This window comes from Acidaminococcus timonensis (assembly GCF_900106585.1).
Taxonomy (GTDB): Bacteria; Bacillota; Negativicutes; order Acidaminococcales; family Acidaminococcaceae; genus Acidaminococcus; species Acidaminococcus timonensis.
The window spans coordinates 132,567-148,558 of record NZ_FNWH01000005.1; the positions used below are offsets into that span (position 1 = coordinate 132,567).

General features: G+C 57.4%; 14 protein-coding genes. All 14 read right to left on the reverse strand.

Annotated elements, in window-relative coordinates:
* Nucleotides 1–9: 9 nt before the first annotated feature.
* Nucleotides 10–1,773 carry a sodium ion-translocating glutaconyl-CoA decarboxylase subunit alpha gene (gene gcdA, locus BQ5462_RS02565; RefSeq protein ID WP_071141882.1) on the reverse strand — a complete coding sequence of 588 codons (1,764 nt, stop codon included), beginning with the start codon at nucleotides 1,771–1,773 and terminating at the stop codon, nucleotides 10–12.
* A 23-nt stretch (nucleotides 1,774–1,796) separates the two neighbouring features.
* Entirely contained in the window at nucleotides 1,797–2,600 is an 804-nt protein-coding gene (gene gctB / locus BQ5462_RS02570; protein ID WP_071141883.1) for a glutaconate CoA-transferase subunit B, read from the reverse strand.
* Nucleotides 2,601–2,602: 2 nt separating this feature from the next.
* Nucleotides 2,603–3,565, reverse strand: coding sequence for a glutaconate CoA-transferase subunit A (gene gctA, locus BQ5462_RS02575; RefSeq protein WP_071141884.1), 963 nt, complete (start codon nucleotides 3,563–3,565; stop codon nucleotides 2,603–2,605).
* A 326-nt stretch (nucleotides 3,566–3,891) separates the two neighbouring features.
* Nucleotides 3,892–5,337, reverse strand: a complete 1,446-nt coding sequence (locus BQ5462_RS02580; RefSeq protein WP_071141885.1) for a CCA tRNA nucleotidyltransferase — start codon at nucleotides 5,335–5,337, stop codon at nucleotides 3,892–3,894.
* Nucleotides 5,338–5,361: 24 nt separating this feature from the next.
* A complete protein-coding gene (locus BQ5462_RS02585; protein ID WP_071141886.1) occupies nucleotides 5,362–6,762 on the reverse strand; it encodes an Rne/Rng family ribonuclease in 1,401 nt (466 codons plus the stop codon).
* Between the two features lie 9 nt (nucleotides 6,763–6,771).
* Nucleotides 6,772–7,464 carry a TIGR03936 family radical SAM-associated protein gene (locus BQ5462_RS02590; protein ID WP_071141887.1) on the reverse strand — a complete coding sequence of 231 codons (693 nt, stop codon included), beginning with the start codon at nucleotides 7,462–7,464 and terminating at the stop codon, nucleotides 6,772–6,774.
* Nucleotides 7,461–9,323, reverse strand: a complete 1,863-nt coding sequence (locus BQ5462_RS02595; RefSeq protein ID WP_071141888.1) for a TIGR03960 family B12-binding radical SAM protein — start codon at nucleotides 9,321–9,323, stop codon at nucleotides 7,461–7,463. The genes BQ5462_RS02590 and BQ5462_RS02595 overlap by 4 nt, the downstream gene beginning before the upstream one ends.
* 9 nt (nucleotides 9,324–9,332) lie before the next feature.
* Nucleotides 9,333–10,460, reverse strand: coding sequence for a rod shape-determining protein RodA (rodA, locus tag BQ5462_RS02600; protein ID WP_071141889.1), 1,128 nt, complete (start codon nucleotides 10,458–10,460; stop codon nucleotides 9,333–9,335).
* Nucleotides 10,461–10,469: 9 nt separating this feature from the next.
* Entirely contained in the window at nucleotides 10,470–12,263 is a 1,794-nt protein-coding gene (mrdA, locus tag BQ5462_RS02605) for a penicillin-binding protein 2 (RefSeq protein ID WP_071141890.1), read from the reverse strand.
* Between the two features lie 9 nt (nucleotides 12,264–12,272).
* Nucleotides 12,273–12,785 carry a rod shape-determining protein MreD gene (gene mreD / locus BQ5462_RS02610; RefSeq protein WP_071141891.1) on the reverse strand — a complete coding sequence of 171 codons (513 nt, stop codon included), beginning with the start codon at nucleotides 12,783–12,785 and terminating at the stop codon, nucleotides 12,273–12,275.
* Nucleotides 12,782–13,669 (reverse strand): rod shape-determining protein MreC, encoded by an 888-nt coding sequence (mreC, locus tag BQ5462_RS02615; RefSeq protein ID WP_071141892.1) that lies wholly within the window; start codon nucleotides 13,667–13,669, stop codon nucleotides 12,782–12,784. Before mreC ends, mreD begins: the two co-directional genes overlap by 4 nt.
* An 18-nt stretch (nucleotides 13,670–13,687) precedes the next feature.
* Nucleotides 13,688–14,719, reverse strand: coding sequence for a rod shape-determining protein (gene mreB / locus BQ5462_RS02620; protein WP_071141893.1), 1,032 nt, complete (start codon nucleotides 14,717–14,719; stop codon nucleotides 13,688–13,690).
* Between the two features lie 20 nt (nucleotides 14,720–14,739).
* Complete coding sequence (gene radC, locus BQ5462_RS02625) at nucleotides 14,740–15,402, reverse strand: RadC family protein (protein WP_076978283.1); 663 nt, start codon at nucleotides 15,400–15,402, stop codon at nucleotides 14,740–14,742.
* A complete protein-coding gene (locus tag BQ5462_RS02630) occupies nucleotides 15,377–15,988 on the reverse strand; it encodes a Maf family protein (protein ID WP_071141895.1) in 612 nt (203 codons plus the stop codon). The genes radC and BQ5462_RS02630 overlap by 26 nt, the downstream gene beginning before the upstream one ends.
* Between the last annotated feature and the right edge of the window lie 4 nt (nucleotides 15,989–15,992).

Sequence of the window (15,992 nt, forward strand, 5' to 3'; positions counted from 1 at the left end):
CCGTAAGGATTATTTCTTTACGAAAGTGTCGAACTCTCTGATGGCACGCGGCAACAGCATTTGATGGAACGGGCAGATGCTTTCCGGATTCTGATAAGCAGCTTCCGTGAAGGCAACTACATAGTCACGCAGTTTGTTCATATCCACGATTTCGTCCACCAGACCCAGTTCGGCGCAAACTTTCGGACGAGATTTGGTGTAGAAAGCCTGGATCAGGGCGTTCATCTTATCGATGGTCGGCTGCAGATCCTTACCGGCTTTCCGGTCTTTGGCCAGTCTCCGGGAGTACATGGCCGTAGCAGCGGTTTCACCGTTCATAACGGCGATTTCCGTAGCAGCCGTACCGATGGAGAAGGCGTTGGTGTCGTTGCCCTGCGGACCACCCAGTACATAATGGGCAGCAGCAGTACCTTTTCTCAGGGTGATTTCGAATTGCGGGATCCTGGAGCTCTGGATGGAGTAAATCAGGGATTGGCCCAGACCCAGCAGTTCCGCTTTTTCTGCATCGTTGCCTACGTCGATACCGGTGGTGTCCTGGATCCAGACGATGGGCAGACGATCTCTGGTGCACAGAGCGACGAATTCGTTCATCTTCACCAGGCCCTGACGGTACAGCTTGCCACCGATCCCTACGGAGCCGGCAGCCTTGTATTCAGGGTAGTTCATCAGCAGGCCCTGGACGTTAGCTACGACGCCGACCAGCAGGCCGTTGACTTTGGCCAGGCCCGTAACCATTTCAGGGCCATAGCCTTTCTTATATTCTTTGAATTCGCTGTTATCGAACAGACGACCGATGACATTGTAGATATCATAGGCCCGTTTGTCGTTCAGCGGAACCATGCTGTACAGATCGTCAGCCGGGAAGGCCGGTTCTTTCGGATCGTCCACACGGAAGAATTCAGGATCGTATTTCGGCAGCATGCCTACATACTTCTTGATGCCTTCCAGGACGCCTTCTTCAGAAGCGTACACTTCGCGGATGAAGCCGGTCTCGGTGTAATGGATGTCGACAGCTCCCGGAGGTTCCGTTTTGCCGGTACGATCTACCATATCGGCGATTTCGTTGGCATATTCCAGATCCACATGGCCTTTGGGGTTCATACCACCCATGATACCGGCACCGCCGACAGCCATGTTGGCTTTTTCATGGGCAATGATCACAGTGGGGCTGATGGAATGGTAGCCGCCGCCTGCAGGGTTCGTCCCGTAGATCCCTACGATGACGGGAACACCCAGCTGGTTCAGTTCAGCGTTGCGGAAGAAAGGAGTACCGCCGCCACGACGGTTGGGATATACCTTTTCCTGTTCATCGAACTTCACACCGGAGCAGTTCAGCACATACACCAGAGGAATGTGCAGGGTCTTGGCGGTATCAGAAGCCCGCAGCAGGCATTCAGCCTGGCCGGGGACCCAGGCACCGGCCAGCTTCTTGTTATCGGAAGCAATGACCACGCACCATTTGCCGTTGACACGGCCCAGGCCTTTCAGCACGCCCACGGAACCGTTCTTGTTGCCCTGGGGATTGTACAGGCTGTTCAGCGGTCTCCAGGTACCCGGTTCCACCAGTTTTTCCAGTCTCTGGCGGGCGGTCAGTTCGCCTCTCTTGTTGACGTCAGCGTCAGCCTTGCCGGCATCCTGCGCTTGTTTGATCAGCGCATGGATCTCGTCTTCGATTTTTTTCAGCTTCTCGGTATTGTCAGCATCTGCTTTTTTCAGCGGTTTGCCTACTTGAGGCAGGTGTTGGAAATATCTAGGCATAGAGTAGAAACCCATTTAAATTCTTCCTCCCGAATGGTTTATTTTGCTTCCGGAGCCGGGACTTTGATGAAAGCCTGGCCCGGGTCGATTTCTTCACGGATCAGTTTGATGACGGCGGGATCAGGCGGTTCCAGTTCCACAGCCTGGGAAACGTCCAGATCGAAGCCCGTGTTTTCCAGTACATCTTCCGGAGAAGAAGAAGGATAGTAGGCAGCCAGGTACATCCGTTTGGTCTTGGCATCGAATTTCAGGATGCCTTTATCGGTTACGACCAGTTGCGGACCTACATCGCCGGGCAGACCCAGTCTTTCACGTCCGCCAGGGCCGTCGATCCAGCCCGGGCTGGTCACATAGTCGATCTTATTCATGAATCTGCGTTTTTCATGCTGCATCATGATGATGGTGTTGGAATAGGTGGCAATTCCGTTGGCACCGCCGGAACCGGTGAAACGGGTTTTCGGATGATGGTAGTCACCGATGGACGTGGAGTTCACGTTGCCGTACGGGTCGATCTGAGCACCGCCGATGAAAGCGATCAGGCGGTTGGCCTTGTGCAGGTATTCGTTGATTTCAAAGCCAACGAACCGGACGTTCGGCCAGATGCAGCCGCAGTGAGCCATGAACCGCAGATCACCTACGGAACGGGGCACTTCTACAGGGGAGCAGTCCATCAGACCACTTTCCACGATGATGTGGCAGTCAGGGGCATAGACTCTCTTTGCCACGCTGGCGCCGATCAGAGGCAGGCCGGTACCAACAGTTACGACCTGACCATTTTTGATCTGCTTGGCAATGGTCACAGCCTGCATTTCTTTATTGGTATAATTCGTGTAATCAGCCATTGTTATTTGTCCTCCTTCGTCATGTCGATATGATAGCCCAGACCAGGAACAACCTTCAGGTTGATCAGACGGGTAGCACCCAGTTTGTTCAGGTATTCGTCATGATCTTTCAGGTCAAACACCCATTCTTTGCAGAATGCATCGAAGTCTTCCTGGGTCTTGCTGACTACGTCATAGACTTTCAGGAACGGGTTATCGTAGTCATACAGGCCATAGCACTGAGAAGGATGAGCACCGTAAGGAGCCAGTACCACAGCATCTACGCACATGCCGGGAATATCGTTTTTCGTGGGATCTCTGCGGATTTCTTCATTGCTGACGATTTCTTCGCAGGTAACAATGGTGTATTTAGCAGCTTCGGCAATATCCACATCCTGGAATTTGCCGCCCCAGATGCGAACGGTGCCATCCGGAGAAGCCTGCTGCGCATGGATGATGGCCACATCGATCTGCGGAACCGGTACAGCCACGACTTTTTCACCCGGTTTGAAGGGGTTGTCGATGTATTTGAATTTGTCATCAGGCACTTTGTCCAGAGTCTTGCGGACTTCCTTGCTGATGCCCCATTCATCGGTCAGGCCGGAGCCCTGCATCAGGGTTACAGGCAGGAACGGCAGACCCAGAGCAGCTGCATGCCACATCATGTAGATGACATCCTGGGAGTAATCTTCCATGGTCAGCTTGCCAGCTTCAAACCATTTTCTGAACCGTCTGGAAACGTTGGTTACACCGGAATTGGCGGTATAGCAGTTGATGTAGGCCTTGACCCGGCCATTGCCGATCAGCATATCCCAGTCGCCGCCGGCGGCGCCGCCCAGACCTGTCAGATCGGTGATACCCTGTCTCAGGATTTCATATACAGCTGCGTAAGGTTTGCGGTCAGTCGTAAAGCCACCCAGAGCAATGTGATCACCGCTGTGCACGTACTTTGCGATTGCGTCTTTTAACGTCATTACTTTACTCAAAGCAAAAACCTCCTTAAGATCCAAACCAGTTTCTGTAACAACCGGAATCCTCCTCTAAGAAATAATCCATCCCCCTTTATGAGTATTTTTTACATTCGCATTCCGGTTGGACCGACTGTATTCAGTGTACGAGTTGATTATAACACAAATAATTTTTTTTTTAAATCTTTCTTGACGTCATTTGTTGATTTTTTTGTAAATATATAAGAATTCTAATAACTTCTTGCAAAATTGCGTTTTTTTTCAGTTCTTTTCTCTAATATTGTACATAAAAAATAAGGTGTTTCCAGGGAAACACCTTATTTATGGTTCCAAATCCATTGTCATTACGCCTGTCCCTGCCGTTTCAGCCATCGCTTCACAGCCTCTCCCAGTTCCACCGGGTCATTTTTCAGGGTACCGTCCTGGACCCTCTGGAGCAATACGGGCATAAGCACCTTCAGCTGGGGCGGACGGGCCCCCAGGGCCAGAGCATCCCGGCCGGAAAGATCCAGATCCGATGTATGGACAGGCATCAGATAGGCCATCTTCACCAGCCGCTTGCCATACATCTGTGCGTGGATCACATCATTCTTGTCCGCATTGGTGGCAGCCACATCGGCAATACACACTGCCGTCAGCTGCTTAAAGGCCTCCGCCATCTCCTTGTTCACCCGAAAATGGCCGCTGCGGGCCTCTTTCCGCAGCCAGTGCCACGTCTTATCGTCCTCCTGGGCGCTGATGAAGCCGAAATGCATGTGGTTTTTCACCAGCCAGGCCACCCGATCCACCATTTCCCGGGGCATCCGCAGCCGGGTCAGGATCTGCCGGGCCAGAGCAGCGCCCACCACCTCGTGACCATGGTCACTGGGCAGGCCTTCTCTGTTTACACCCCGGACCCCTTCCAGGCCCTTGGCCACATCATGGAGCAGCAGGGCCCAGCCCACTTCCAGGCTCCGGTCCCCTTTATCCAGTGCCACCGCCGTATGCTGCCAGCCATCATACCGGTGGAAATGGGGATTCTGTGGCAGCCCCACCAGGTGCTGCAATTCCGGCAGGATGGGAACTGCTTCGTACGTTCCCTGCTTCTTCACCCGGCAGCTTTCCGCCGCCAGGCCGCTGCGCACCATAAGATCCATGCCCTCTCCGGCCCAGGCCCCCATCAGCAGCTTGTTCAGCTCCGTGCGTACCCGCTCCAGAGAAAGCCCCCGGACCCGTTCCAGGTTATTCCGGATGGCCGGCAGGATGGAGGCATCCGGCGTAAACCCCAGCTGTCCGATGAACCGACAGGCCCGAAACATGCGCAGGGCATCTTCCCGGAACCGCTGGTCCGCATCCCCCACAGTCCGCAGCACCCGGCCGTGAAGGTCCTCCAGCCCGTGGAAACAATCGATGATCCGGCCGTCCTGCCCCAGGGCCAGGGCATTGATGGTAAAATCCCGGCGGGCCAGGTCTTCCTCCAGCGTCTCACAGTACCAGACCGCTGCCGGCCGGTGGGAATCCTCCACCCCGTAGGCTTCGTTCCGATACGCAGCCACTTCCACGCCGTGTCTCTCCACCCGCAGGATGACCACGCCGAAATTCTGGCCCAGCTCGCTGACCACCGGGATGCCGGCTCCTGCCGCCACACGTTTGATTTCCTCCGGGCGTGCATTCGTGACCACATCATAGTCATCGGGCGTCCGTCCCAGTAAAAGATCCCGGACCGCACCACCCACCACATGGGCCTCATAGCCGGCGTCCAGCAGCACGCCCAGTACTCTATTCACATAAGAAGGAATCCGCAGTTCCATGATGGTTCCCCTTTCTCCTCCCGTTCAGTGATCCACTGCCAGCAGCATAAAGACGCCCACTTCCAGGGCCGGATCACTGGCCAGTTTCAGCGTGCAGTGGAACTCCCGTTCCATATCCTTCACACCCTGTTCCCGCAGCCAGCTGTATACCGTGGGATGGACCGTCAGCAGCAGGGTATGGCTCATATTTCCCTCGCTGAAACTGCTGCGCAGCCGACGCCGGATTTCCACATATACGCTTTCCGGAGATTCCACCCGGCCGCTGCCCCCGCACAGGGGGCAGGTGCTGTACAAAATGCTGGACAGGTTCTTCCGGGCCTTCATCCGGGTCATTTCCACCAGATTCAAGTGGGTGATATCGATGACCTTGGGTTTCATCTTATCAGTGGCGAAGGCATGCTTCAATATTTGCAGGATCTCCTCCTGCTCCTCCCGGTTATCCATATCGATGAAATCGGCCACAATGATGCCGCCGATATCCCGCAGCCGAAGCTGCCGGGCGATTTCCCGGGCTGCTTCCCGGTTCGTTACCATGCTGGTGGAATCCCGGTCCGCCGCCGAAGCGAACTTGCCGCTGTTCACATCGATGACGGTCATGGCTTCCGTGTAGTCGAACACCAGATAACCGCCTCCCGGCAGCCATACCACCCGGTCGGAAAGGCTCTCGATATCTTCCTCCAGGTGATAGAAGGAAAACAGGTCTTCCTTCCCCCTGTACCACTTCACCTGGATTTGGGAAAGCCCCATTTCTCCCAGCATCTCCTCCAGCCGCCGACAGGTGTTTTCCTCGTCCACGATGATACGCTGGATCCTGGGAGTCGCGTAATCCCTGATCAGCCGGATGGCCAGGTCCAGTTCCCGGTACAGCAGTTGGGGGCCCCGCCCCACTCTGCTCCGGCGCAGCAGCACGTCCCAGCTGTGGAGCATCTGTTCCAGGTCGGCCCGGATCTCCTCCTCCTCCGCATGGGAAGCCGCCGTACGGATCACCAGTCCCATATTCTCCGGCAGCAGCTTTTCCGCCCATTCCCGCAGCACCTTCCGCTGGGTCTTGCAGGTGATCTTCCGGGACAGACTGATCCGGCTGCCATAGGGTTCCAGCACCACATAACGGCCCGGCAGGGTGATGTCCCGGGTCACGGCCGGTCCCTTGTTGCCCCGGGCGTCCTTTACCACCTGCACCAGGAGCATCTGGCCTTCTGCCAGTTTTTCTCCCTTCCGCAGCGTCAGAAAGCCGTTCTTTCCCACGTTCAGATCGATAAAAGCGGCCTGGATACCGGGAACCACGTTAGACACCCGGCCCCGGTACACATTGCCTACCAGGTTGTCAGAATGGCGCCGTTCCACTGCATATTCCTGGAGCCGGTCATCCTCTACCAGTCCCATACGGGTCTCTTCCGGCCGGACGCTTACATAGATGGTATCCATGGTGCCTCCTCAGACTTCCCCGATCAGGGGTCTTTTGCGGCCAGCCTCGTCCCGGGTGTACAGATCCACCCGGCGGATATCTGCCTGTTCAAAGGACAGGGGCACCTGGAACTGGTCCTGGAGCACCTGAAGAAATTCAGAAGCCTTCATGCTTCCTGTGGGGGTGATCTTGCAGTCGAAGGCCAGTTTCAATTCTCCGTCCCTCCAGTCACTCTCCACAGCAGGGATGAATTCCTTCACGTCGATGGTCTTGGGCTTCCCCTTCCCTTTTTTATGGGTCTTGGTATACGGGACTGTTTCCGCATCCGCGAAGGCTGCCAGCCCGGCTGCAGGATCTTCGCTGCAGGGGACGGTGACTTGGTAGCGGGCCCCCTGGGCCACAGCCATCAGCTTAGGCACCTTGTCGTCTGCCAGGTCCGCTTTCACAATATGGATTCCCATGGGCAGGGCCCGGCGGATGGGTTCCACCAGCTCCTCCAGGGGCCGCTCCTCCTGGAGCCTGATTTCCACGAATTCACAGGAACTGGTCACGCCCACACTAAGAGCGGAGGCCAGAGAAAACCGCATATGGGGGTTGAATCCCTCGGAATAGGCTACGGGCGTGCCGGCCCGACGCAGGGCTTTTTCGATGCTCCGCTGGTATTCCAGGTGGGAAATGAACCGGATCCCCGGTTCCTTGGTGATCTGCAGCCTCAATTTCATACGTTTTTCCCCTTCCAGTCGATGATCTTGATGCCCAATTGCTGGCATACGCCGCAGCCGGTACAGGTATCCCGCCGGCAATCATGGGTCAGGGCCGCCTGCTGGGCCTTTTCGTATTCGCTCCACAGGAACTTCCGGCTCACCCCGCAGCTGGTATATTCCCAGGGGAAGATCTCATCCTTGCCCCGGGCCCGGCTGTTGTAGAAATCAGTGGTCAGCCCGCAGTCCTCGATAGCCTGTTTCCACCGGTCATAATCGAAGAATTCGCCCCAGCTGTCGAACTTGGCGCCCCGCTGCCAGGCCAGGTAGATGGCTTTCCCCAGCCGCCGGTCGCCCCGGGCCAGCACTCCTTCCATCAGGCTGGTACGGGAATCGTGGTACTGATAGTGGATGTTCTTCAGACTGGCGAAAGCATGTTTCAGCAGCATGTGTTTCCGGTCGAATTCCTCTTTGGTATTCTGCCCCACCCACTGAAAAGGCGTATAGGGTTTGGGCACGAAGTTGGACACACTGACCGTGACCTGGGCCCCCATGTGACCGGTGATCTCTTTGTATTTCCACTGGACCTTCTGGGCCAGCCTGGCAATGGCCAGCACATCCTCATCCGTTTCCGTGGGCAGGCCGATCATGAAGTACAGCTTCACCTTGGTCCAGCCGTTCTCGAAGGCAGCTCCCACTGCATTCATCAGGTTCTCTTCCGTCACACCCTTGTTGATCACGTCCCGCATGCGCTGGCTGCCCGCCTCCGGAGCGAAGGTCAGGCCGCTCTTGCGCACCTGCTGCACTTCCTGGGCCAGTTTCACCGAAAAGCTGTCAATCCGCAGGGAAGGAAGGGATACGCTAACCTTTTCGTCCCTGAATTCCTTCAGCAGCTCCCGGATCAGGGGTTCCAGATGGGAGTAATCCGCTGTGCTCAGAGAGAACAGGGAGATTTCGTTGTATCCGGTGGCCGGCACCAGCTTCCGTGCCAGTTCCAGCACCGTCCGGGGTTTCCGCTCCCGCACCGGTCGATAGATGATGCCGGCATTGCAGAACCGGCATCCCCGGCTGCAGCCCCGGAACAATTCCAGCATGATCCGGTCATGGACCGTATCGCTGTAGGGCACGATGGGATGGGTGGGGAAATCCAGTGTCTCCAGATCCGGTTCCGCCCGCTTGTACACTACAGGAGGAGCCGTGGGTTCCAGCGGTTTCCTGCCGATGATGGTACCCTCCGGCCCATAGGTCACTTCATAGAAGCTGGGAACGTACACCCCCTGGATCTTTGACACCCGGCGCAGGAATTCCAGCCGGCCGCCGGGCTTGCCTTCCCGCTTCCAGTCCCGGTACAGCAGGGTCACTTCCTGGATGATCCGTTCACCGTCGCCCAGCATGCAGAAATCCAGGAAATCCGCCAGCGGTTCGCTGTTAAACACACAGCAGCCCCCTGCACACACAAAGGGATCATCCAGGGTCCGGTCTTTCGCCAGGACGGGTACGCCGCCCATATCCAGCATGTTCAGGATGTTGGAATAGGACATTTCGTACAGCAGGGTGAAACCCAGAAGGTCGAAATCGTCCAGTTTCCTGGAATTTTCCAGGCTGGCCAGGGGAAGCTTCCGCTCACGCATTTTCTTCTCCATATCCACCCAGGGAGCAAACGCCCGCTCCGCCGCCACTTTCGGCAATTTATTCAGGATTTCGTACAGGATCTTATAGCCCAGATAGCTCATCCCGATTTCGTAGGTGTCAGGGAATGCCAGGCAGAAGGACACTTCCGTCTCCGCCTCGGGCTTCACAATGCTGCCGAATTCCATACCCGTATACCGGGCCGGTTTCTCCACAGCACTGAGGATGTCGATGGGAAAATCTTTATGCATAGTCTCTCCTTAATGAAAACGCAGGGTCTGATGATGGGCGTTGATGTTGAGCAGCAGAGCCACCATGAGCATGTTGGTGGTCAGGGAACTGACCCCGTAGCTCATGAAGGGCAGCGGCACACCGGTCACCGGCATGATGCCGCTGGTCATTCCCACATTGACCAGGATATGGAACAGGAACATGGAAACGATGCCCACGGAAAGCAGGGTGCCAAAATCATCTGCTGCATGAAGGGCGATGGAAAGGCCCCGGTAGATCACGATGCCGTACAACAGCAGGATTACAACGGTTCCGATAAAGCCGAATTCTTCTCCGGCAACGGCAAAAATGAAATCCGTATGGTTTTCCGGCAGGAAGTTCAACTGGCTCTGGGTCCCGGCAAACAGCCCCTTGCCCGTGAACATCCCGGAGCCGATGGCGATCATGGACTGGATCACGTGGTACCCGCTGCCGTAGGGTTCCAGGCCCGGGTTCAGGAACACACGGATCCGGTTCCGCTGGTATTCGTGGAGGAATTTCCACACCAGGGGGGCCGAAGCCAGCCCCAGCCCTCCCATGACCAGAAAGTATCGGATGCGGAATCCGCAGCAGATCATGATTCCCAGCAAAATGGCCAGGAATACCAGGGAAGTCCCCAAATCAGGCTGTTTCATAACAAACAGAAAGGGAATCAGCACATACCCGAATACCGGCAGCCAGCTCCGAAAATCCGTCAGCAGGGGCAGCCGGTCATCCACGAAAGAGGACAGGCTGATGATCATGATGGCCTTGGCGAATTCACTGGGCTGGATGCTGATGGGTCCCAGCTGCAGCCAGCGCTGGGCACCCAGGGCACTCTTCCCCACCAGCATGACGGCCAGCAGCATCAGGATGTTGAAGAGGTAGAGCGGCCGTGCCAGGCTTTTCAGCACCCGGTAATCAAAGCGCATGAGGAAGGCCCCCAGCACCAGATTGATGGCTGCGAAACTCAACTGCCGCAGCACGAAGCTGTAGCGTTTGGGCCCAGGGATATTGGCATGGGTGGCGCTGCCGATGAGCAGGATGCCGATGGTGATCAGCAGCAGGACGCTGATCAGCAGGGGCTTATCGATGTTCCGAAAATATTTTTTTAGCGAAAATTGGAAATGCAGACGCATGGTTTCTCCTTACTTGGGCGTGGCCTTTCCCTGCCGCCGTACCCGGGGATCGGTGAATACGTATTCCAGGATGCTCTTGACGATGGGGGCTGCGGAAATGGTCCCGAAGCTGCCCTGTTCCACGATGCAGACCACCACCAGCTGGGGTCTGGTGGTAGGGGCATAGGCGATAAACCAGCCATGTTCCAGGCCATGGGGGTTTTCTGCCGTACCGGTCTTGCCGGCCACAGGCACCGGCAGGCTCTTCAGGAAGGAAGCAGTACCGCCACTTTCCGTGACGGCTTCCAGTCCTTCCTGGATCAGTTTCAGGGTGGATTCGGAAATGGGCAGGCGGCCCTCTTCCTCCGGGTCGAAGGTCTTGGCCACACTGCCGTCATCATTCAGGATCTTGCTGACCAGATGGGGCTTGTACCGCTTTCCATCGGTAGCCACTGCACTGAGCATCTCCGCCACCTGGATGGGCGTGGCCAGGGTAAAGCCCTGACCGATGGCCGTGTTGAAGGTGTCCCCCAGATACCATTCATCATCGAAGACCTTCTTTTTGTATTCCGGCGTGGCAATCAGGCCCTGGGCCTCTCCATGGAGGTCGATGCCGGTGGTCTGGCCGAAGCCGAACTCTCTGGCATATTTATCCAGGGCCTCGATGCCCACCCGGTTGCCCATTTCATAGAAGTACACGTTATCGGAAGCCGCCAGGGCCCGCTTGAAGTTGATGTACCCAAGGGCTTCGCCGCCGGCGTTCCGCATATCGATCAGCCAGTGGCGGCCGGAGTCGTAGATCAGTTCATCCGGCGTCACTTTCTTTTCTTCCAGAGCCGCAGAACCGGTGACGATCTTGAAAGTGGAGCCGGGCGGATATTCCCCGGCAATGACCTTGTCCGTCATGGGGTGGAACGGGTCCGTATTCAGGTATTTCCAGTTCTTCTCGCTGATTCCGTTCACGAACCAGTTGGGGTCGAATCCGGGCCGGGAGACCAGCGCCTTCACTTCTCCGTTGTTGGGATCGATGGCCACTACCGCTGCGCCCCGGGCCCCGATGGCCCGCAGTTGCCGGTCCACGGCTTCCTCTGCCACCCGCTGCAGCTTGGCATCGATGGTCAGCACCAGGCCCTGCCCCGGTTTCGGTTCCACTTTGTCCATGATCTGGACCACCCGTCCGGCCACATCCACTTCTTCCCGGTAGCTGCCATCCTCGCCCCGCAGATAGGAATCATAGTAGTTCTCCAGGCCGAATTTGCCGATGATATCTCCGGCCTTCAGGTCGCTGTAGGCACCCTGTTCGATTTCATAGTCGCTGATTTCCCCCACATAGCCCAGAGCGTGGACAGCCAGCTGTTTGTTGGGATAATTCCGCACCGGCTGCACTTCCAGCATGACACCGGGCAGATAGCGCAGATTCTCCTCTACCTTGTCCACCACTTCCGGGGACGCATTGCGCACCAGCCGGATGGGTTCCGAACTGCCTCCGGACAGCCGGATGGTTTCCTTGATCTCCGCCACCGGAATATTCAGCAGCTGGCTCAGCCGTTCCAGCGTCTCTTCCTTGTAGGCCCCGGTCTGGCGCACCAGGGACACCATGACCCCGGGCTTGTTGTTGGCCAGTTCCTCCCCGTTGCAGTCATAGATAATGCCCCGGGGGGCCAGGATCCGGGTATAGCGGGTCCGGTTCCCTTCCGCCTGACGGCGATAGGTGCTCCCTTTGATGATTTGCAGATAGAACATCCGTCCAATCAGGATCAGGATGACCAGGAACCCGGTCACCATCATGAACTCCAGACGGTATGCATATTTCTTATTCAGCACGGCAGACTCCTACAGATGATAGTAATAATCCATGCGGCTGCGGACCCGTTTCTTCAGCTTGTGGTACAGAAACCACATCACCGGAGCCGCCACCAGGTTCCAGGCCAGACTCTTCAAGGTCAGGAACACAAAGGGCAGCAGGGGCAGCCAGCGTCCCAACGCCACACACAGGAACAGTCCCCGGGCCACCTGCAGCAGCAGGGTCACCAGCCCGGTCAGGATCAAATAGGTGGGCAGCCGGTCAGCGAACATGTTCATCCGGTTGCGTCCCACCAGGTAACCCAGGGCAGCCCGGCTCACCATATGCCAGCCAAAATAACTGAACGTGACAATATCCAATAAAGCACCAATACCCAGTCCGTACCATGCGCCTCTGCGTTCCCCCTGATCCAGAGCATAGAGCAGGAGGAACAACAGCAGCAGGTCAGGAGACTGGGTGGTGTTGAAGAATAGGAACCAATGATTTTCCAGGGTAAAAAGGAACAGGGTAAAAAGCAGCCAGGCCAATGCAAGAAGGATCATCCTTTGCCTCCTTTACCCGACTGGGTATCCGGATCCTTGCCTTCCCGGCGCAGGAAATCCGCAAAGCCCTGATAATTGGTGATGACCCGGGCCTCTTCCAGATGTCCGTAATCCACAGAAGGCGCAATGGTCGCTGTCTTGGTCAGACCGCCGGCGTCCATCTGCACATCCTCGATGGTCCCGATGACCAGGCCTTCCGGATGGTACCCGCTGTACCCACTGGTCACGATGGTATCACCGGGCAGGATGTCTGCATTCCGGCTCAGGTTGCGCATTTCCAGCAGCTGATCCGGACCGGCCACACCGTTCACGATGCCTGCTGCCCGGGAATCCCCGCGCAGGTTCAGGCCACCGATCCGGCTGCGGGGACTGGAGATCAGCAGCACTTTGGCCATGTGGGGATACACCCCGTCCACAATGCCGATCAGTCCGGAGGCATTGACCACGGGCATATTCACTTCCAGCCCGTCGTCCCTGCCCTTATCGATGAGGATCACGTCCCGGAAATCCCCCAGATCCCGGCTGATGACTTTGGTGGACACCATTTTCCACTGGGGATGGAGATTGCTGAATTTCAGCAGCTTGGCCAGCCGCTGGTTCTCGGCCTTCATCCCGATCAGTTCCACATTGCTCTGGCGCAGCTCCTCATTTTCAGCTTTCAGGGCCGCATTCTCTTTTTCCAGCGCCGACTTGGAGGCAAAATAATTCCCTGTTCCCTTGAAACCGCCGCCAATGCCGCCCACCACGAAGCTGATGGGCCGGGTCAAAGTGGATAATACCGTATTCACGGCCGGGAACCGGTGGAACGCATCCCACAGCACACCCCCGATCAGGAGGAGTACCACCAGGAGTGCTCCCAGTCTCGCTTTCTGTTCCTTTCTCATATTTCTTCGATCTCTCCGTTACCCATTCCGCCGGGGCCGAGGCCCTTTCCGGAATAAATTCATATGCTCAGCGGCCACTCCCGTCCCCTTCACTACACAGGACAGGGTATTTTCCGCCACCCGGACCCGCAGGCCCGTTTCCCGGGCCAGGAGCCAGTCGAAATTCCGCAGCAGGGAACTGCCACCGGTGAGGACGATGCCGCCCTCGATCACATCCCGGGCCAGCAGGTCCGGCAGGGCTTCCAGCAGTCCACGGACACATTCCACCATGCGGTGGACCGGTTCCCAGAACGCTTCCCGCATCTGGTTCTGATCCACGGTCAAGCTGCGGGGCAGCCCGGTCACAAGATCCCGGCCCCGGATGTCCATATAAGCCGGAGGTGCCGTCTCCCGCACCGTACCGATTTCGATTTTGGCCTGCTCCGCCTGGAGCAGCCCGATAAGAAGATTATACTTTTTCTTACAGTACTGGACAAGGGCCTGGTCCAGATCCCGACCGCCGCAACGCAGGATCCGGGACAGGGTGATTTTTCCCTGGGTCAGCACAGCTGCTTCCGTACAACCTGCTCCCAGGTCCACGATCAGCTGTCCCCGGGCCTCCTTCACGTCCAGTCCTGCACCCAGGGCTGCCGCCAGAGGACCCTCCAGCAGATAGGCCTCCCCAGCCCCTGCTTCCATGGCTGCATCCAGCACGGCACGCCGTTCCACGCTGTTCACCCCGCAGGGTACACTGAGGACCAGCCGGGGTCGCAGCAGCGGTCGTTTGCCCAGGGCCTGGCGCAGGAACCGTTTCAGCATGTCCCGAGTCAGGTCGAAGTCGGCAATGACGCCGTCTTGCAGGGGCCGGACCACCCGGATCCCCTCCGGAGTCCGGCCCAGCATCTGCCGTGCTTCCTTTCCCACAGCCAGGATCCTGCCACGCCGCTCTTCCACGGCCACCACGGAGGGTTCATCCAGGACGATGCCTTCCTCCTTCAGCAGGATCCGGGTATGGTCCGTTCCCAGATCCACTCCCAGGTCCGTACTGAAAGATCCAAAAAGCTCAAACATCCCGATTTTCCTCTCTTTCGTTATAACAACCCATGTTCTTTAAAACTGTAATAGACGCCATCGCCGATGATCAGATGATCCACCAGGGGAATCCCCATGACTTTTCCCGTATCCCACAGGGTCCGGGTCAGTTCCCGATCCTCCCGGCTGGGCGCAGGATCTCCAGAGGGATGGTTGTGCACCGCCAGGATGGCTGCTGCATGGTGCAGCAGTGCCGGAGCAAATGCTTCCCGGGGATGGACCACCGAAGCGTTCAGCGAACCTTCGGAAATGGGCTCGATGCCGGTCACCTTCCCCTTGCTGTTCAGCAGGATCACCCAGAAATGCTCGTGGGTCTCATAGCGCAGCCGGGGCATCACCAGCATGGCCCCATCTTCGGGACAGTGGATGGTCTTCCGGGGCTGTCCCTCCGCCCCGGCCAGACGGCGCCCCAGCTCCAGAGCCGCCATGATCACGGTGGCCTTGGCCGGTCCGATTCCCGGGATCCGGGTCAGTTCCCGGGGATCCTGGGTCCGGGCCAGCCTGGCGTCCTTCAGGAAATCCCCTGTCAGTTCCCGGGCAATGTCCAGGGCCGAATGGTCCCTCCGTCCGGTGCCGATCAAAATGGCCAGCAGCTCCGTGATGCTGAGGGCTGCCGGTCCCCGGCTCAACAGCCGTTCACGAGGCCGTTCCTCCGGTATCATTTCTCGTATCAGGTAGTGTGTCATTGGGTGTCACATCCAATTCTGCGAATATTGTGCGTAACGGGGCCAGCGGAAGACCCACCACATTGCTGTAAGACCCTCTGATGGAGGGAATGAAAAGAGCCGCCCGCCCCTGGATCCCATAGGCGCCTGCCTTGTCCAGGGGTTCTCCGGTGGCTGTATACTGTTCGATTTCCCGATCCGTAAGCCGAGCAAAAGTCACCTCCGTGACTTCCACATGCTGCCAGACCTTTCCCCGATAAAACAGAGCCAGTCCGGTAAGCACCTGATGGGTCCTCCCACTGAGCTGATGCAGCATGGCCCGGGCTTTTTCCGGCGTTCCCGGTTTGCCCAGGATATGCCCTTCCAGGGCCACCACCGTATCGGCAGCCAGAACCGGCACCCTGTCGCCCACCTTTTGGACCACATCCCGTCCCTTCGCCAATGCATTGTCCTGTACCAGCGCAGCCGGTGATACAGCCGTTTTCTCTTCTTCGCTGTGGCTCACCACCACCTTCGGTTCCACTCCGATCTGCCGGAGCAGTTCCAGACGGCGGGGCGAACCGGAAGCCAAAATCAGCTCCATGGTC